At 40.6% G+C, this 17,749-nt stretch carries 20 protein-coding genes; all 20 read right to left on the reverse strand.

All coding sequences use genetic code 11. The features are described 5' to 3' along the window. Positions 1-39: 39 nt before the first annotated feature. The 20 genes from C400_RS0111750 to flgK all read right to left on the reverse strand — a co-directional run bounded on the left by C400_RS0111750 (position 40) and on the right by flgK (position 17,748). Entirely contained in the window at positions 40-273 is a 234-nt protein-coding gene (locus C400_RS0111750; RefSeq protein WP_017427095.1) for an acyl carrier protein, read from the reverse strand. Next, on the reverse strand, positions 270-1,937 hold the full coding sequence (locus C400_RS0111755) for an HAD-IIIC family phosphatase (protein WP_017427096.1): 1,668 nt from the start codon (positions 1,935-1,937) through the stop codon (positions 270-272). Before C400_RS0111755 ends, C400_RS0111750 begins: the two co-directional genes overlap by 4 nt. Before the next feature lie 33 nt (positions 1,938-1,970). Next, a complete protein-coding gene (locus C400_RS0111760; protein WP_017427097.1) occupies positions 1,971-2,816 on the reverse strand; it encodes a TylF/MycF/NovP-related O-methyltransferase in 846 nt (281 codons plus the stop codon). Between the two features lie 101 nt (positions 2,817-2,917). Further along, positions 2,918-4,063, reverse strand: a complete 1,146-nt coding sequence (locus C400_RS0111765) for an aminotransferase class I/II-fold pyridoxal phosphate-dependent enzyme (RefSeq protein ID WP_017427098.1) — start codon at positions 4,061-4,063, stop codon at positions 2,918-2,920. A 6-nt stretch (positions 4,064-4,069) separates the two neighbouring features. After that, the gene (locus tag C400_RS0111770) at positions 4,070-4,708 is read right to left on the reverse strand and encodes an acetyltransferase (protein WP_017427099.1); all 639 of its coding nucleotides are present in this window, start codon (positions 4,706-4,708) and stop codon (positions 4,070-4,072) included. Positions 4,709-4,720: 12 nt separating this feature from the next. Then, positions 4,721-5,860 carry a UDP-N-acetylglucosamine 2-epimerase gene (gene neuC, locus C400_RS0111775; protein ID WP_017427100.1) on the reverse strand — a complete coding sequence of 380 codons (1,140 nt, stop codon included), beginning with the start codon at positions 5,858-5,860 and terminating at the stop codon, positions 4,721-4,723. Then, entirely contained in the window at positions 5,857-6,885 is a 1,029-nt protein-coding gene (gene neuB, locus C400_RS0111780; protein ID WP_017427101.1) for an N-acetylneuraminate synthase, read from the reverse strand. The genes neuC and neuB overlap by 4 nt, the downstream gene beginning before the upstream one ends. 16 nt (positions 6,886-6,901) lie before the next feature. Beyond that, positions 6,902-7,618 carry an acylneuraminate cytidylyltransferase family protein gene (locus C400_RS0111785; RefSeq protein ID WP_017427102.1) on the reverse strand — a complete coding sequence of 239 codons (717 nt, stop codon included), beginning with the start codon at positions 7,616-7,618 and terminating at the stop codon, positions 6,902-6,904. Continuing rightward, positions 7,618-8,637, reverse strand: a complete 1,020-nt coding sequence (locus C400_RS0111790; protein WP_017427103.1) for a UDP-N-acetylglucosamine 4,6-dehydratase family protein — start codon at positions 8,635-8,637, stop codon at positions 7,618-7,620. The genes C400_RS0111785 and C400_RS0111790 overlap by 1 nt, the downstream gene beginning before the upstream one ends. A 30-nt stretch (positions 8,638-8,667) precedes the next feature. Beyond that, entirely contained in the window at positions 8,668-9,294 is a 627-nt protein-coding gene (locus tag C400_RS27785; protein ID WP_232795358.1) for a hypothetical protein, read from the reverse strand. Between the two features lie 25 nt (positions 9,295-9,319). After that, positions 9,320-10,405 carry a motility associated factor glycosyltransferase family protein gene (locus tag C400_RS27790; RefSeq protein WP_232795359.1) on the reverse strand — a complete coding sequence of 362 codons (1,086 nt, stop codon included), beginning with the start codon at positions 10,403-10,405 and terminating at the stop codon, positions 9,320-9,322. A 207-nt stretch (positions 10,406-10,612) separates the two neighbouring features. Further along, positions 10,613-10,957 carry a hypothetical protein gene (locus tag C400_RS0111800; RefSeq protein ID WP_017427104.1) on the reverse strand — a complete coding sequence of 115 codons (345 nt, stop codon included), beginning with the start codon at positions 10,955-10,957 and terminating at the stop codon, positions 10,613-10,615. Then, positions 10,957-11,340 (reverse strand): flagellar export chaperone FliS, encoded by a 384-nt coding sequence (fliS, locus tag C400_RS0111805; RefSeq protein WP_017427105.1) that lies wholly within the window; start codon positions 11,338-11,340, stop codon positions 10,957-10,959. The genes C400_RS0111800 and fliS overlap by 1 nt, the downstream gene beginning before the upstream one ends. 14 nt (positions 11,341-11,354) lie before the next feature. Beyond that, on the reverse strand, positions 11,355-12,827 hold the full coding sequence (gene fliD / locus C400_RS0111810; RefSeq protein WP_017427106.1) for a flagellar filament capping protein FliD: 1,473 nt from the start codon (positions 12,825-12,827) through the stop codon (positions 11,355-11,357). Between the two features lie 13 nt (positions 12,828-12,840). Continuing rightward, on the reverse strand, positions 12,841-13,218 hold the full coding sequence (locus tag C400_RS0111815) for a flagellar protein FlaG (protein WP_017427107.1): 378 nt from the start codon (positions 13,216-13,218) through the stop codon (positions 12,841-12,843). 169 nt (positions 13,219-13,387) lie between these two features. Beyond that, positions 13,388-14,161, reverse strand: coding sequence for a flagellin N-terminal helical domain-containing protein (locus C400_RS0111820; protein ID WP_017427108.1), 774 nt, complete (start codon positions 14,159-14,161; stop codon positions 13,388-13,390). 310 nt (positions 14,162-14,471) lie between these two features. After that, the gene (gene csrA, locus C400_RS0111825) at positions 14,472-14,705 is read right to left on the reverse strand and encodes a carbon storage regulator CsrA (protein ID WP_017427109.1); all 234 of its coding nucleotides are present in this window, start codon (positions 14,703-14,705) and stop codon (positions 14,472-14,474) included. Continuing rightward, the gene (locus C400_RS0111830; RefSeq protein WP_017427110.1) at positions 14,705-15,151 is read right to left on the reverse strand and encodes a flagellar assembly protein FliW; all 447 of its coding nucleotides are present in this window, start codon (positions 15,149-15,151) and stop codon (positions 14,705-14,707) included. Before C400_RS0111830 ends, csrA begins: the two co-directional genes overlap by 1 nt. Positions 15,152-15,234: 83 nt before the next feature. Continuing rightward, complete coding sequence (flgL, locus tag C400_RS0111835) at positions 15,235-16,143, reverse strand: flagellar hook-associated protein FlgL (protein WP_017427111.1); 909 nt, start codon at positions 16,141-16,143, stop codon at positions 15,235-15,237. 24 nt (positions 16,144-16,167) lie between these two features. Beyond that, positions 16,168-17,748 (reverse strand): flagellar hook-associated protein FlgK, encoded by a 1,581-nt coding sequence (gene flgK, locus C400_RS0111840; protein ID WP_017427112.1) that lies wholly within the window; start codon positions 17,746-17,748, stop codon positions 16,168-16,170. Between the last annotated feature and the right edge of the window lies 1 nt (position 17,749).

The following is a 17,749-nucleotide window of genomic DNA, read 5'->3' on the forward strand; positions in this document are numbered from 1 at the left end:
CATGCGTTATATTCTCTACATGACTTTTCAAACAAATTATTAATTATGAATATTATTCAAAATGTTTAAAATATTGTGTACGGAATCTATATTAGCTATTTCATCAATGGGAATAGACACATTAAAATTAGCTTCAAGTTCCATCACTAAATTCAATTGATTGAGTGAATCCCAACTTTCAAAGTCGCTTTTTACCGATTCCAACGTCACTTTTTCGACAGACACATTCATAATTTTAGAAATTATCACTTGAACCAACTCAAATTTATTCAAAAAGAGCACTCCTTAAGTAAGATATGATGTGGTTGAAATATCTCTCCTAGATTTAATTCATTGTTTTTGGATACATCTTTATACTTCTTTGAAATAAAGTCATAAAAAGGTTTATTCTTTTCTGTTTTTATATACGTAGCCTTAATATTATGGGGAGATACATGCTTGATAACTAAATATAGCATTGCTTCCTCAATCCCTTTGCCCATGACACGACAACTCATAACAAAATCATGGATTTCAGCTTGACCTACATCATCACATGAAACAGAAATCAGACCTGTATAACCTGCATTTCCAAATTTGTCTTCCACTTCAAATAAGAATGCATGATTATTCGGCTGTTCACTCCAAGACCAAAACTCTTCGATCGTAAACCTGCGGGTTGCCATATTAAACTGATTCGTTTTATTCATTAACTGCACAGCACGTGTTAGTAAGAATTTATCTAATTTATGTGGAGTCAGCTTGATTTCAAGTGAATGCAGCCATTCTTCCAATGAATCTACGTTTAACTTTATCGACTCTCGCTTTTGCTCCTGTTTGAACCAGTCTGTTCGTTTACGATCCTCCAAAGTTATAGCAGGAGTCTCAAAACAATCCAGCCTGCTAATAAAAACAGGGTATTGAGTAACATCAATAGGTAGGTCAGGTACATATACTTCTGGAAGTGCCTGCTTGATACGATCTCTTTCAGATGGATTATCGTCTAGAAATACAACAGATTGCAGACCTAGGTTGAGCTCCTTTACAATTTCAACCACATTGGCAGCTTTGTCGTTCCAATTGATTCGAATTGAAGAAAAATCCTTTTTTCTCAGTATCATATCTGGGTGCTGTTCTATCATTTCTAATGCTACCGATTCACTGTTTTTACTGCAAATAGCCAAAATAATACCTCGACTACTTAATCTGTACAATTCTTGCTGAAAAAGTTTAAAGCTCTCACCAACTGGATCTATCCCTCCTAGTTTGATGTTGTCAATGCCATCGTCACCTATCACCCCACCCCAGAGCGTATTATCAAGATCACAGATAATCAGCTTTTTACTTTGTCCATATAGTCCGCTAATGACTGATTTTAGTTCATTGGATACAAAGAGGAAAAAGTCGCGTGAGAACGGAATTTTTCCAAGTGCATACATTTTAGCATCATAGCTCTTTTGCTGAATTGCTGCATACCAATAAGAAGAATCAAGAATAATAACATGATCATGTTTTTGTAGTCGCTCTGAAAGACGTAGATTCATTTGCATAAGCACATTACTTAATCCTACATTGTGCTTTAGTGTCATCGATTGTATCCAACGGTAATGAGGTGGGAGGGACCAAGACACAACAAAAATATGTTTGGCTTTTCCCTCAGCCCCGATAATAAGCTCGCAAAATTGGTCGACTTCATTAAGGACATCACCGATATTAACTTCCTTATAATCCACTAGTTTATTAAAAGAAGGAATTACTTTCTCAGGGCTTGTCCATAAAAGCAACATATCCTTTTTTTCCGACCATACAGAGTGATCAGAATCCATAAGAACCTGGTTTACTTGATTGTAAGGGGCCTCAGTTACCTCTAGCGTGAAATCTGCAAAAGATCCCTCTAGAAAACGAACCATTGGATTTAGATTTAAATCAGAGAGGATTAATAGTTTGTTTTTTTTCATTTTATTGTCATCCCCCATAAATCAATACTCAAATTACTTCATAATGGCGACACTACCACATAAGTCACTTATAGGTGTGTACTTAACACCATGTTCTCTACAATACTCTCTAACCGCTTGTTTTACACCATGAAATCGAGTGCTATTGTAGTCATGGACTATAATATATCCTCCATCTGACATCTTAGGATAGAAAAATTTCAATCCTTCCAGAATTGGCTGATATAAATCCACATCAAGACTCACAAATGCAAAAGTTTCATTCACATCACTTGCTGACTCTGGAAAATAACCTTTTTTCACAATACAATTTTCTTTATACATCATTTTATTCAGAACTAAGTCCACATCAGAATTGCAAAATTCTCCTGCAATCGAGTTCGAAAAATCCCCTTTATTCTCGTTATCAATATCCTTCTGGTCAAAACCGCTAAAGGTATCAAATAAATATAATTGACGATCAGGAAAAACCCGGTTAATATACTTAGAAAATTCCCCCTTAAACACACCTAGCTCTGCTACACTTCCCTTTACTCCGCACTCATTTATTTCATCAGCAATTTGCCGTAATAGGGCCAGCCTAGTATCAAATTTCAAACTCATAAAATAGTCAATAATTTTCCCCTTCTCAATCGACAACTCTTCAGTGAGCTGCTTGTAAACTGATTCTCCATGAATATTCGCTATAATTACATAATCGAATACAAGCTTACAGATTTCATTAGGAGAAACAACCAGTTTGGACAAAAATTTGGAGCCTTGTTTAGATACATCATTGTCTGCAAATGCAATAACCTCGAATTCATCACTTAATAGATAATGAACACGAAGTCCTCCGTCACCTGCACCAAAAATAACTACCTTTGCTTTACCAATCAAATTCTACACCTCTTCCGAAATAAGCATCATAAAGATAATGTCTGAGTAAGTACTCTTTTTATGCAAAACATAGCTGTGTTAATTGAGTTCAATATTATAATTCATCGAAAAAAAGCCTTTATTTGATTAATAACAAAGCTCTGCTCATCCACCGACATATTTGTTCCAGAGGGTAAACAAACTCCTCTTTCAAATAATATTTTGCTAATATCCATGCCACTTTCATGAGCAAAATACACGGCATCTTTAAAGAGTGGTTGAAGATGAAGCGGCTTCCATACTGGTCGAGATTCAATATTATCTTTTCCTAAATACCCTATTAAATCACTAACGCTTTTACCAATAACCTCAGAGTCTATTATCATTGTTGTCAACCATCGAGTAGACTTACCCAAACTCTTTTCCGGCATAAATTGTATTCCATTAATTCCTGATAGCTCATAGCTGTACTTTTCAAAAATTTCTCGTTTCTGTTGAATGCGCTCATCCAACACACGAAGCTGCCCTCTTCCTATACCAGCCAGGACATTGCTGAGACGATAATTGAAGCCTACATCCTCATGCTGGTAATGTATCGCCTTTTCCCTCGCCTGAGTTGCGTAATGTCTCGCTCTGCTTAAAGCCTCTAAATCATCTGAAACCAGCATGCCCCCGCCTGAAGTAGTAATAATCTTATTTCCATTAAAAGAAAGGACACCGAATTTCCCAAGTGTTCCACTCATATGCTTACCGTAAGTCGCTCCCAGCGACTCTGCAGCATCTTCTACAATCGGCACCTCGTAATAATCACATATTTTTCTCAACCGATCGTAATCTGCACTCTGTCCGTACAAATTGACTATCACTACCGCTTTAGGCTTCTTTCCCTTTTCTGCATAAGTCTTGAATGCTCTTTCAAGCGCTTCAGGGGACATGTTCCAGCTGTCTGGTTCTGAATCAATAAAGACAGGAACTGCACCTTGATACAAGATCGGATTAGCACTGGCAACAAAGGTAAGCGAAGAACAAAAAACAATATCATCCTTCTCCACACCAAGCAGTATCAAAGATAAGTGAATAGCTGCTGTCCCAGAACTTAGGGCAACTGCGCCTCCACATCCCAAATAACTTGCCATCTCTGATTCAAATGCGTCTACATTTTTGCCCAGTGGAGCAATCCAGTTGGTCTCAAAAGCCTCTGCGATATATTGTTGTTCTAATCCGCCCATATGTGGGGAAGATAAATAAATTCTGTCTCGGTTGGACATTTCGTTTCATCCCTTATCGTTATCAGATTTGATTACTTTGGCCGGACAACCTACAGCTGTGACGTTGTCTGGCAAATGACGGATGACACATGAGCCGGCACCGACAAGAGTATTACACCCTACACGGATACCTGGGATAAGATTTGCACCTATTCCGATATGAGCACCGCGCTCAATCTGGACGCCACCAGCCATATGTACACCTGGGGAAATATGTGCAAAGTCTTCTATTCTGCAATCATGATCTACAGTAGCTGCCGTATTCACAATGACATGCTCGCCGACATACGCGTCAGCGTTAATCACTGAATTTGGCATAATTACCGAACCCTCGCCAATAAAAGAGCTAGGTGAGACTACGGCGCTTGGGTGAATAGCAGTTCCAAATTTGACTCCTGCGGCTTTAAATTGGCTTACCATTTTCCATCTGGTTGTATTATCTCCGATCGCTACAAGGAACCGCGCCTCTGGATGCAGAGATGCTAGTTGATCAATCTGATTACATCCCCCCAAGAGCGGCAATCCGTTCCATGTTTCTTCTTTGCAGTGATCATCCAGAACTCCAATAATTTCTTCACCACTAGTCCGTAAAATATCCACGATGACCTTGGCATGTCCTCCTGCTCCAAAAACAATATAGCTCAAGGCCGCTCCCCCTTAATAGGTAATAGTCTTTTGGATAAGCTGCTCTGACTTGGAGGTTCGTTTCAATATATCCACGATGCGAGAACTTGTGTTATCTCTGCCATAAATATTGTCAGCTGCTTTAACGATTTGTTGGAAAGGTTCAGACTTTGCATATTCCAAGGCAGATATCAGTTCAGCCTCGTCAGCCGCGATGTCTATGGTATTCGCAGAACGCTCTCTGCCTGTCTGACGAGTTCCGATATTAATGACTGGAACATGAAAGGAGGCTGCCTCAATAATCCCCGATGAAGAATTTCCAATTAAAATTTTTGCATTTTTCAACATCGTCAGATAATCAAGTTGTTCAAAACTAGTTACAAGGTGCATCCCTTTTCTTGCAGCAAACCGATGATATACATCAACAATCGCATCAGCTCCAGCATCCGAATTAGGCATCACACAAATTACCTCATTCTCCCCAGCCAAGAGAACTTCCATCATCTTACCAAGGATGTGCATATCCGCTTCTTCCGTGGTGACAGGATGATAGGCAAACAACACATAGTCGTTATCTATATTCAGATCGTATTTACGTTTCGTCTTTTCTAGCTCAGGCAGGGGTGTATTCATCATCGTTTCAATTCTTGGAGCACCGACTACATGAATTCTCCACGGTTGTTCGCCAAGCCTGATCAGGCGCTCTCCACTTCCATGTGTAGCCACAAAGTGAATATGAGCCAGCTTACTAATTGCATGTCGAACAGACTCATCTATCGTGCCGGATACCTCGCCACCATGCAAATGAACAAGCGGAATGTTCATATGAGAGGATACAATCGCAGCAGCAAGCATTTCTCCCCGATCTCCTAGCACAACGACGAAATCTGGCTCCAAAGCTTCTATCGCTTGCGTCATGCCCATGATTGCTATTCCAATAGAACGAGACATATTGGCATGAGTGGTTCCTTGTAACAGGCAATCTACTTTAGCAGAAACACGAAAACCGTCCTTTTGGATAGCGTCTAATGTATAACCATGCTGTGGAGATAAATGCATTCCTGTGACCAACAGGTGGAGCTCCAGAGTATGTTCTTCCTCAATAGCCCGCAGAACCGGGTAATATATCCCATAGTCAGCTCGTGTTCCGGTAATCACCAATACTTTTTTCATTGCACATCATCCCATGATAACAAACTATCTTCATGTACATCCTTTAAAAGCTGCTTACCAACCAAGTCACCAAAATATTTAGGCTCTATTCCACTGCCTGGGCGCTTGATGACCAGATCTTCTTGAGTTAATTGCTGGCCTGCCTTTTTGGATGTTGCCATCACAATACTTTTTCTTGCAACCGCTCTGGTACTTTCCTCGGAAGGCATACACCTTTTAACACCATCCCCTAAAGCCTGCTCCACATTTCGAATCGCAAGAACCATCTTTGAAAAGTCAGCAGGCTCCAGTGAAGCCTTATGGTCAGGACCTGGAAGATTTCGATCCAATGTAAAATGCTTTTCAATAATTCTCGCTCCCAGTGCTGAAGCCGCGACAGCGATCTCGATACCCGCCGTATGATCCGAATATCCTGTGACCTTTTCAAAAGTTGTAGAAATAGTCTTCATGGCCAGTAGGTTCACATCTTCCAATGGTGCGGGATAGTCGGAAGTACAATGCAGCAATAGAACATCACTTTTTTTGATTACTTCTAACGATTCTCTAATTTCATCCAGATTGGACATCCCGGTGGATAGAATAATTGGACGCCCATAGCTATCAAGCTTCCGGAGAAAGGGGATATTGTTCATATCGCCTGATCCAACCTTGAATGCGTCAATCTGAATTGAATCCAGAAACTCAGCACTTTCTTCGTCAAAGGGTGTGGAAAGGAAATCTATCCCTTTATCCTCACAGTACTTTTTCAAAAGGACAAAATCCTCAAAGCTCAATTCCAGCTGTTTTAACATATCTAGTTGACTTTCAGCCGAATTGGTATTTTCTGTCTGATAATTAGCCTTCTGGGCGTACTTGGTTACCAGCTTTTCGCTTTTAAAGGTTTGGAATTTTACTGCATCGGCACCGCATAAAATCGCTTGATCAATACATTCGAATGCAAGCTCCAATGATCCGTTATGATTGACTCCTACCTCCGCGATAATATAGATGGGGTAGTTTTCATGATTTGATAAGAGGTTTTTCATGTTATATTCCTCCCTCCTACTGCAAGGATTCTTTGTGATTGGATTCTTTCCAAAAAAACTCTGCCATTTTTAAATCAAACTCGTCATCTATGTCAACAGATCGTTCTTTAGGCATAATGTAACCACAATTATTGGGACCAACCAGAGTGTCACTATTCATCAACAGATCTCTTTTTACGATATAGATGGCTCCGTTTAGAGCATATAGTTCTTTGAGATCTTGTCTCCTCAAATGCTCCCGTTCACCTTTCAGGTAGGGCGTAAGCCGACCGTTATCCATTTCCCTTAGTAGATAGGGTTGCACTTCAGACAAAGTGACACTTTGAAGTGAATCAGCCTGATGATCTAAAAATATTTTATATGCTTCTTTAATGTCCATAGCATTTCGCAGTGGAGATGTGGGCTGCAGCAGCATAATAACATCAAAAAATTGATTTTGCGTCTGCTCATAAAATTCAACTGCATGCTTCAATACATCAATGCTTTTAGCCTCATCGGTAGCCAGTTCATCGGGCCTTATAAACGGAACAGCCGCTCCGGCTTGACCTGACACATGAGCAATCTTTTTACTATCCGTTGAAACTATAACTTCGTCTACACAACCACTGTTCAGCGCGGCTTCAATGCTATATTGAATGAGCGGTTTATCATGTAACAATCTTATGTTTTTATCAGGTAAACCTTTTGATCCCCCCCGCGCAGGAATAATCGCCAGACATTTGTGATTGCTCATCATACAATACCTTTTGTGAAGCCCAATCCGTTCTGTTCAATAAGCTCCCGAATGGCTTTCGGGAAAATCTGTGGTGCAGTCATCGAAGAATATTCTTGACGAATTGCCCTTTGAAATCCTTCATAATCTTGCTCTGCGGTATGAAATAACGAAGGAATGATATACATTTGTCCATTCTCCAACGCTCTTTCCGATTCCTCAAGCGTCATGAGTTCCTCATATAGCTTTTCTCCCGGCCGGATTCCGGTCTCAATGATTTCTCCACCATAGGGTTTATTAACCGCCTCTTCATACGAATCGATCAAGCATTGGGCCAAATCCGTAATTTTAAGAATCGGCATTTTCAGTACAAATACCTCTCCACCTTGCGAATAATGCGCTGCATCTATGACCAATTGAGCGGCCTGAGGAATAGACATCATAAACCGAGTCATCTCTGCATGTGTGACCGTCACGGGTATCCCTTTAGCAATCTGATCCCGGAATAAAGGAATTACAGAGCCTCTGGACCCCATAACATTTCCAAAGCGGACACAGGAGAAGATGGTACGTTTGCTCCCTTTGTACAAGTTGGCGGCAGAAATCAAACGTTCGGATAGCAGCTTCGTAGCTCCCATCGTATTCGTTGGGTTTACCACTTTATCTGTGCTGATGGCTACTACTTTTTCTACATTATGCTCAATAGCCGTCTCAATTAAATTCTGTACACCAATAACATTGGTTTTCACTGCCTCCATAGGGTTATATTCGCATGCAGGCACATGTTTGAGAGCAGCAGCATGAAAAATATAATCCACATCCTCCATAGCATAACTCAGTCTTTGCTTGTCCCTGATATCACCGATTAGATAACGGATATTCGTATATTCTTTTAACTCCTGCTGCAGATCAAATTGCTTGCTCTCATCCCTGCTAAAAATCCGTAGGGCTTTAGGGTTATACGATAAAATATTACGTACAATTTCGCTTCCAATCGAACCTGTGCCGCCCGTAACCAGTACAATCTTGTTGGTAAACATAATGACCTCCGGAGTGTAAAACGAATTAATTTATATATCTTTATGGATCACTGCATCGCTATTTATTTTCTTATCTAAACGGCGAATAGATTCGGAAAACATTTCTTCAAGTATTGGGATTTGGATTGTGATATCCTGTAATAGCTTACCTAGATGCTCATAGATTAGATCAGACTTACGAGTCAACTGATGTTCTGTCACAATCACAGGGAGCACCTGATCAAAACGCGCAATTTCGATAGGCATAATGGACTCAAATATAGGTGAGAACCATTCCCTGTTGGCAATCAATCCCCACATTTGCTCTATGGATTCCATCATGTTTTGAGCCTTTGCTGGTTTAGTCCGGCTAAACTCGCGTAATTTATTCATAAGCTTGTGAATGGCTGCAATCTCAGAACGTACATTGGAAAGGTCCTCACGTGTCGCTAACAACTTATCTCTGACATCCTGCACCTTATTCATATCAGCAGCAATATTTTTCTCATTTATCAAATCGGCTATTGCATCAGGATCAACAGATTCTGATGCTAACAATTTATGCATCTCTTCCATAGGCTTGAAAGGAGCACCCTCAATCACTGCACCATTACAGCTTGAATTGACGAATTCGATTTTCGGAAGGGCCTTAATGAGGTTTTCGAGTCCATCCTTCATCAGGGAGAAGCTTTCGTCTGTAGTATTATATGTCCCCTTTACATTTAGCACTTTTTTTAAGTGCTTCCTGCACTTTCTTATTTGTAGTTTCGGCTGCAAAATGTTCAATTCCATCTGCGTAGAATTTGTTATCAGGGTAAGACAAATCCTGGCCTGCAAGTATAATCCGTTTAGCCCCTAGACAGGCTGCTACTTGAATAGTTGTTCCTGCGACTGTTTCTGTAGGCGATATAAAAAGCTCCTCTTTACTGAGTTCTAGGAAATACTGGGATACAGCATCGCTTTTCATAATACTATGAATTTTTTCTGTGGAATTCTGATCCGAAATCTCATAATAAGATGAGGAGGTAAACAGCAAGGGCTGTTCCCTCGTTGCAGAAGAAGCAAATATCTTTTTATTGACTGGATGTCCATCCATAATGACAGCCAGGTGAGGCTGTATTCCATGCTTTATCAATGCCTGAATGCTGGAGCCTGCTGAAATAATCAGTACATGCGGACGTAATTTTTTCAGGCATTCGATATCCTCCTGTAATGATGGGCCTGATGATACAACAATCACCGTTGCACCCTCAAAAGCATGAAAAAGCCGTTCAATGGAGGGGGTGTATAATACATCAGATAGATGATATAGAAAATTCCTCGTCCATTCTTCTCGAAAACGATGCTCTGTATGTTTATCTATCATAAAGTTCTGACGGTACTCCTGAAATTTTCCCTTTACTTCACGTAGCATACTCATATCATCGGTTAGATACTTACGCAGTGCAATAAACACTAAATCTTCCATCATGTAACTGCTCAGCATATGAAACATCATATCGAGCTGAGAATCACCAACGGCTAGCCAGTACAAATTGGGATGTCCCAATAAAAGACTGAGGTCATAGTCCGTTACAGCCTTCCTAAACAGCTGCTCATCCGGCTCGTATACAAACAACCAGTGGTTGGGGTACAATTCGAGGAGATCAGCTATACTAAGCCCCCTTTCAAACCCATATACAAAAATGATCTTTCCATTCCCAATAGATCCATCAACAGCATTGAGCCAAGCGATATCCCTTTCAAAAGACTCAGTAAACAGAGGTATAGATAAATCATTATTCGGCAAACTATTTAAATGGGTTGCAACATGAGGAAACCTTTGCTCTAGAATTGTATGGTTTATTTGTAGTTGAGACAAGGTAATACCACCGTTTCGCATTAAGATTTGTTAATTAGTATATCGGATTTACTCTTAATGGAATGAACCTTTTCACAAAAAATCCCCCCATTCTAAATCAATGGGGGGCAGGACTGACGTTCCATCAAGTACCTTTTATTTTCGATGATCGATAAACAAACTATCTACGGAATAAGCTTGCTGGTATGCATGCTGCTGTATACGAATGGCTCCACGTTTCTCCATCCAGTGGCCTGCTTCATCCTTAAGTGCTCGCATACGCTGCAGAATTACAGAATCGTGGCTTAGTATGTTACGAATTTTCTGTTTATCATGTTCCGTTAACGATAGTTGATAGGGCTGCATCTGCTCTACAATACGTTGTCTTTGATCAGCAAACTGTTCGAATTCTTCTTCACTTAAATTCAGAAGGTTAGACAATACTGCTTCTGTCCTATGTTGCAGTTCTTCAAGGAGTGCTTGCATATTAGAATCTGCCATCACACACTACCAACTACACCAGGCATTTTCATGGCTTCCAACCAAGCTTCCCGTAGGTCAGTCAAATGTTCCAGCACCTCTTGTGCCGGAGCGGCTATTTTGTGGACATTCGCCTCGATCAGTTCATGCAGCATATATTCATACAATCGCAATAAATCATGGGATATTGGATACTCAAAATTCAACGCAGATATCAACTCGTGTACAATAGCTTGCGCCTTACACAAATTATTATTTGCCTTCTCATTATCCTTATTCTCTATCCCCTCAATTCCCGCACGAAGGAAACGAATAGCCCCATCGTACAACATAATTAGCAGTTTAGGCTTGGAAGCAGTTTGCGCTTGAGTCTGCCGGTATTTCTGATAGGGTGTATTGATCAATTATTAAACCTCCTTTATGACGACATGCCTGTAAGATTCGAAGATGTACTATTATACTTGCTGATTGCCGTTTCCATCGCGGTGAATTTTTTGTAATAGTTAGTTTCAATCATTGTTAGACGGCTAGTCATGTCACTAATTCGACGATCCAGACTCGATAATTGCTCTCCCATTGTGCTCGTAGTAAGAAATGAGGATGTTAGATCCTTACTCACTTTTGAAGTACCAGCTGTATCGGCCATTCTTTGAAGTGAGGCATTCGAAATCTTTTTAAGTTTAGCAAGAACACCATCTTGTTGTGTATATTTATTAGTTAATAAGGTGCCTGGGTCCTGTTTCCCAAAAAAATTCGAGACAACATCTGGATCTTTTTCAACCGCTGCACGCAATTTGTCTGCATCCAAAATAAGCTTACCTTTGGTATCATACGTACCCGTAGTGATCCCAAGCTCAGACATCATTAAGGGCTTATTCTTACCATTTTCATCAACTCTGCCGATATCTACACCTTGGATCATGGCATTACGCATCTCGGATAATGTATCCTGCAGGATAGGATCATTTCTAAGCATGCCACTCTTGGCCTTGGTTGTCCAGAGCTTGGCTTCATCATCACTCATAGCGGCTCTTTGTTCTGTCGTAAGCGGAGCGTATTTTTTATATCTCTCCTCACCAACCTTGCCATTGAGTGTAGCGAGAACATCATTATATGCATCGACAAAGCTTTGAATATTTTCGACGATCTTATCCGTATCTTTGGTAGCTTCGATCCTTGTCGCAGCACCACCGGCTGCCTTCAGCGTAATATCAATGCCATTAATGGTAAAATTATTTGATGACTTTTTGACTTCAAGTCCATTTACTTTTAGCAAAGCATCGGTACCGTTCGTTGAAGACAGTTTAAACTCACTACTAATTTGAGAATCAATATTGAATGCTTGGGAACCCGTAGTCTTACTAGTTAATGACAAACCAGATTTGGGATCGTATAGGGCAGTTACTCCTGTCTTGCTGTTATCATTAATTTTTTTGACAAACGACTCAATCGTTTCGTTTGCATCTACATCAATAGTGGCCCCACCAACCTGAACCGTACGAGCTACCCCATCGGCAAAGGCAAGCTCAGTACTTGCCTTTTCAGACCATGAGCTGTCTGAGACAGATCTTGCGGCAGTAGCGAGATTGGTTACCGAGATATCCAATACTCCACTGGCAGACGATGAAGCCGATGCAGTCAACGCGTCACTATTTCCCGTTACGGTTACTTTCTGCGGATTCATTGAAGCAGTACGGCTTAATATCGTCAGTTTATCTTGTAGAAATGAAACAACTTTAGTACTAGTCTCACGATAATTTTCTCGTTTCCATTCCATCAGCTGCTTTTGTTGATTCATCTTATCGAGTGGTACACGCTCAGCAGTCATCAGCTTTTTGACTACTGCATCAATGTCCATGCCTGAGGCAAGACCACTTATTCTGGTTACCATATTTTATATCCCCCTATACTTTTTTATCTATAATAATTCCTGCAATCTCCATCATTCTAGCTGCTATATCCAGAATTTTTTCGGGAGGTACCTCACGAATCAGATCGCCGGTTTCCTTATTCATCACTTTTATCATGATTGCATGTGTCTTTTCATGCACAGAGATCTCAAACATCTTCTGTGGACCTTGTATAGCATCAATTACTTTCTGTAACTCCAACACTGCTTCTTCATGTGTCGGTTGTTTCTGACCAGCACCACCTTTATTGAGGACAGCATCTTGTGTAGCAGCGTAATTTGTTTTGATATCTGAAGGGGCTTCACGTTTTATTCCTGCTGATGACTGAACCGGCAACAGGTTCCCGGTGCTAGGGGGGATCATCGAGTCCATAGAATAACCTCCATTAGTAGTTTTTCACACAATAAAACCGCTCTATATTTGAAAGCCAATACATTATATATCGGTAAATAGGTGCAATTATTTACGAAAAAACTAAAATAAAACAAAAAAAAGATCCTGCAAAAGCAGGATCTTCTTTTGTAACGGCTGTCGTTTAAAATTAACGCAGCAACGACAATACGCCTTGTGGAGCGGAGTTTGCTTGTGACAACATGGATTGCGAAGCTTGCAGCAAGATGTTGTTTTTGGACAGAGCAACCATTTCTTTTGCCATGTCAGTATCACGAATACGGGACTCGGAAGCTGTCAGGTTTTCTACAGTTGTGCCCAAGTTGTTGGAAGTGTATTCCAGACGGTTTTGCATAGCACCAAGGTTCGCACGTTGCTTAGCAACCGCTTCAATTGCAGCTGTTGTAGCAGAAAGTTTTACATCAGATTTGAGGCCACGGAAACCAGCGGAACTGATACCTTTAATAGTAATGGTAAACAGGCTATCATCAGCTTGAATTTTCACACCTGTTCCGCCAGAAATAGCGATACCATTGAATTTAGTGTTGGAAAGAATTGCATCAATTTGTTGACCCAATTGACCAAGTTCTGCTTTGATGTTGGATTTATCGCCAGCACTGTAAGTATCATTGGATTGTTGAACACTCAGTTCTTTCATACGAGTCAGCATGGAGGAAACTTCGTTCATTGCACCTTCAGCTGTTTGTGCGAAAGAGATACCATCTTGAACGTTACGTTGTGCTTGTTCCAAACCACGGATTTGACCGCGCATTTTTTCGGAAATGGAGAGACCAGCAGCATCGTCAGCTGCACGGTTGATGCGCAGACCTGAAGACAATTTTTCCATGTTTTTGCTTGCTGCCGTGTTGTTCAATTGCATGTTACGGTGTGTATTTACTGCAGGTAAGTTGTGATTAATAATCATTTTAAATTTCCTCCCTGAAATGGTTTGATTCCCACGTCCTTGTGGTATAAGCGTCTTCACAGGTCGGCCGCCCTGAAGAATTACCGCTCTAAACTATATATCGACCCTTAAGTTAGAATTGTTTATAGCATTCCAGATTTTTTTTGAATATTTTCTTAGAAGTTTACGTACTCGGTTATATCGGTTTACACTTTCACATAATGGCGACTTATCCAAGGCAAACCTGACAGCTTATTATGAGCTAAACAAAGGCCGACACTTTACTCACGTCGGCCTTTATCAATGAATGCGCACTACTATTATTGTTTAATCAGGACTTTCTCTTATCCATTTCCAACATTGCATTTTGAATAGCATTCGAATCCATAACAGCAATTTGATTATTTTGCTGAATAGCATCAAAGACTTCTTTTCGGTAAATATCAATATCCTTAGGGGCAGAAATACCAATTTTCACAGTATCTCCTTCAACAGAAAGAACTGTAATGACAATATCATTCTGAATTACAATGGACTCGCCCTTTTTACGCGTTAATACCAGCATCAGGACTCACCACCTTTGCTGGACTCTGTTCCATTCCATAATGGATGCTTAATTTTATAGTCAGTATTCTGCAAAACAATTTGCTTCCCCATACGCTGTTCAATGTTAAAGATTAAAGGCGCAAGCAAGTTAACCGTTGTTTTGGACTGGTCACTACTCCATGTACAGATACATCGTACTGCTATCTGTTCTTGACTGGTAATTCCTATGTCATCCAGAGTATCATCAGATAGCTCAAACTCATAATCTTTAAAGAAATCAAATGGATTTACGGTGATAAAAATAGTTGCAGGCTGCTCTACTGCACTGAAAAGACTAAATAATTCATTATGCTCCTGTAGCTGAAATTCCCGAAGTTGTTCAAATCCTGGTATTCCTTTTGGAAACACATAAAGACTAGTATTTTTCTCTTGGTTCTCTTCATCTAATTTCTGTTCTGGGGTCATAAGTAACTCCTCCTATATATAGTAACAAAAAAGCTACGGACCACTCGTCCATAGCTTCAAATTATAAAGGTCAAAGATAAAAATCAGCTCATAAAGTCCATCAGGGATGGCTGCATGATTTTAGCTGATGATTTCAGGGCGGCTTCATAAATGGTTTGGGCAGATGTAGCTTGAATCATCAGACTAGCAACATCCGCATCTTCCGTTTTAGCTTGAAGTGTCGTCAAATTCAAATTCCGCTCTTCCAAACGGGATTGTATCAGTTCAACCCGATTCGTACGTGCACCCACTTCAGACAAACTTGTCTGCATTTTAGTAAAGCGGGACTCAATACCTGAAAGTTGGCTCGATATTGCCGTACTATTTCCGCTACTTAGTGCAGAAGATATAGCATCCATAACCTTAAAAACATTATCAGGATCTGTCGATTTCCCAAAAAAATCGCTACCGGACGTATTTACCCGAAATGCATCTTGGTCTCCAACTGCATAGCTGACCGCGCCTTGATCCGGATTAATCTGATCATAACTTGTTACCGTAGCAGATAGCTGATACGGCATCTGATCATAATTTTGTCCATTGAAAACATACTTCCCACGAAGCTGGCTATTACCAATATTCATCATTTGTTCTTTTAACTGATCAACTTCCAGTTTAATCGAATCCAAGCCGGATTGAGGAAGTGTTTCACTTGAAGCCTGAACTGTCAGCTCTTTAAGACGCTTCATCACATCACTGGCTTGTTGCATGGTTGTATCAGTGAAATCTAACCAGCTAACAGCTGCATCTGAGTTTGTCTTGTATTGTTCATTAGAAGCTAACTCGGCTCTGTAACGTAGCGCATAAGTTACCCCTACTGGATCATCTGAAGGCTTATTCAACTTTCGACCAGTCGAAATCTGATTCTCCATTTTACCCATATTATTATTGTTTCGATTCAGGTTACTGAGCAGTTGCATATTAGTCATCCCTGAAGTCACTCGAATTGGCATGGCTTACTCCACCTTCTCATTATACTAGAGACCTACGCGGCCTGTACCATTAATCAGCTTTTCCAATAGTTGATCAAAAGTTGTCATGAACCGGGAAGCCGCACTGTAAGCATGTTGGAACTTAATCATGTTTGACATTTCTTCATCCAGTGACACTCCGCTGACGGATTGGCGGTTTAAGTCCACTTGCTCAGTTAACAGCTGTGCATTTTGTGATTGACGCTCTGCTTCCTGAGTTTGGACACCTAATTGCCCAACAATTGCACTGAAAAAGTCATCTACAGTGGTAGTTTGCGCTTGAGTCGTATTAAAGCCAAACTTTACATTTTTCAGGCTCGCCATAGACAATGCCAAAGCATTGTTACCCACGGTTACCTTCTCATTGGCCGTCCCCGTTCCATCTACACGCAAAGAGCTGGCAATTTTATTGGGATCATCTTGAATATCCTTATTCAGCGTAATGTTACCTGCTGTTATAGCAGCTCCATCTTTGGAAGTAAAGAACGCCCCACCTTTTTGTGGTGTCGTACCACTGAGTGTGTAACCTAATTGATGAAGTCCATTAATTCCTTGAACAGTTACTTTCAAATCCGTGGTCAAGGTTCTGTTGTTATTCGCATTTGAGTAGGTCACTGCTGCGTTGTTGACACCTGAATTTAGTACCGTTCCCTCAGGTAGAACTGTACCTGCGGGTAAAGTAATTTCAATGTTACCATTTGCCAATGTATTAGCTAACTGGTCCATCTGGGTTTTGTAATCTGCTACATATTTATCTCTGGATAAAATCATACCGTACACTTCGCCACCAGTTAAAGCTCCACCTTGATATGCAGCCTCAAGACCAGCCGCCGTAATAGCAGTTACCTCTGTACCCGCTACAGCTATCTGTCCTGCCACAGTTACCTGATAACCGTTATCCAGTTGAGTCACCTGCACATTCGCAAGCTTGGACAGCTTATCAACTGCATAATCCCGCTGATCACGCAAGTCATTTGGATTATCCCCAAGCTGTTCTAATTTATAAATATTACCATTCAAGTCCGCTACAGACTGCAGTAACGAATTCATCTCGGATGTTTTTAATGTAACGTTATTAGTCAAATCAGAACTGAGTGCATCTAGTTGCTTGCTGGCCTGGTTCATTGCATCTGTCAGAGCAAGTGTAGTCTCTTTTACAATTTTGCGATTTGTGACATCCTGAGGATCTTGGCTCAGATCGGACCATGCATCCCAAAAGTTATCCATGACCTTACGGATACCTGTATCTGAGGGCTCATTCATAATGGTCTCGAGCTTGTTCAACGTGTCATAACGAATGTCCCATCCACCTTGAGAGGAACTTTCACTACGATACTGATCGTCCAGAAACGTCTGACGAACACGTTCAATAGCAGTAAATTCAACCCCTGTACCCATTTGACCTCGTACAACGGAACGGTTTAAACCATAGGCTTCCATGGATTCCGAGGCCTTCATACTAACCACTTGTCTGGAGTAACCCGCTGTGTTGGCATTTGAGATATTGTGTCCAGTTGTATTTAATGCCGCCGTTTGTGTATTCAAGCTTCTTTTTGCTGTTTCTATACCATGAAATGTTGAGACCATA

The sequence above is a fragment of the Paenibacillus sp. ICGEB2008 genome, assembly GCF_000307675.1.
In the GTDB taxonomy this organism is placed as follows: domain Bacteria; phylum Bacillota; class Bacilli; order Paenibacillales; family Paenibacillaceae; genus Paenibacillus; species Paenibacillus polymyxa.

Excerpts from the sequence above, each read along its gene's own strand:
- C400_RS0111755 (WP_017427096.1), bottom strand. The coding sequence starts at position 1,937 with ATGAAAAAAAACAAACTATTAATCCTCTCTGATTTAAATCTAAATCCA.
- C400_RS0111765 (WP_017427098.1), bottom strand. The coding sequence starts at position 4,063 with ATGTCCAACCGAGACAGAATTTATTTATCTTCCCCACATATGGGCGGA.
- neuC (WP_017427100.1), bottom strand. The coding sequence starts at position 5,860 with ATGAAAAAAGTATTGGTGATTACCGGAACACGAGCTGACTATGGGATA.
- neuB (WP_017427101.1), bottom strand. The coding sequence starts at position 6,885 with ATGAAAAACCTCTTATCAAATCATGAAAACTACCCCATCTATATTATC.
- C400_RS0111785 (WP_017427102.1), bottom strand. The coding sequence starts at position 7,618 with ATGAGCAATCACAAATGTCTGGCGATTATTCCTGCGCGGGGGGGATCA.
- C400_RS0111790 (WP_017427103.1), bottom strand. The coding sequence starts at position 8,637 with ATGTTTACCAACAAGATTGTACTGGTTACGGGCGGCACAGGTTCGATT.
- C400_RS27785 (WP_232795358.1), bottom strand. The coding sequence starts at position 9,294 with ATGAAGGATGGACTCGAAAACCTCATTAAGGCCCTTCCGAAAATCGAA.
- C400_RS0111800 (WP_017427104.1), bottom strand. The coding sequence starts at position 10,957 with ATGGCAGATTCTAATATGCAAGCACTCCTTGAAGAACTGCAACATAGG.
- fliD (WP_017427106.1), bottom strand. The coding sequence starts at position 12,827 with ATGGTAACCAGAATAAGTGGTCTTGCCTCAGGCATGGACATTGATGCA.
- C400_RS0111815 (WP_017427107.1), bottom strand. The coding sequence starts at position 13,218 with ATGGACTCGATGATCCCCCCTAGCACCGGGAACCTGTTGCCGGTTCAG.
- C400_RS0111820 (WP_017427108.1), bottom strand. The coding sequence starts at position 14,161 with ATGATTATTAATCACAACTTACCTGCAGTAAATACACACCGTAACATG.
- csrA (WP_017427109.1), bottom strand. The coding sequence starts at position 14,705 with ATGCTGGTATTAACGCGTAAAAAGGGCGAGTCCATTGTAATTCAGAAT.
- C400_RS0111830 (WP_017427110.1), bottom strand. The coding sequence starts at position 15,151 with ATGACCCCAGAACAGAAATTAGATGAAGAGAACCAAGAGAAAAATACT.
- flgL (WP_017427111.1), bottom strand. The coding sequence starts at position 16,143 with ATGCCAATTCGAGTGACTTCAGGGATGACTAATATGCAACTGCTCAGT.
- flgK (WP_017427112.1), bottom strand. The coding sequence starts at position 17,748 with ATGGTCTCAACATTTCATGGTATAGAAACAGCAAAAAGAAGCTTGAAT.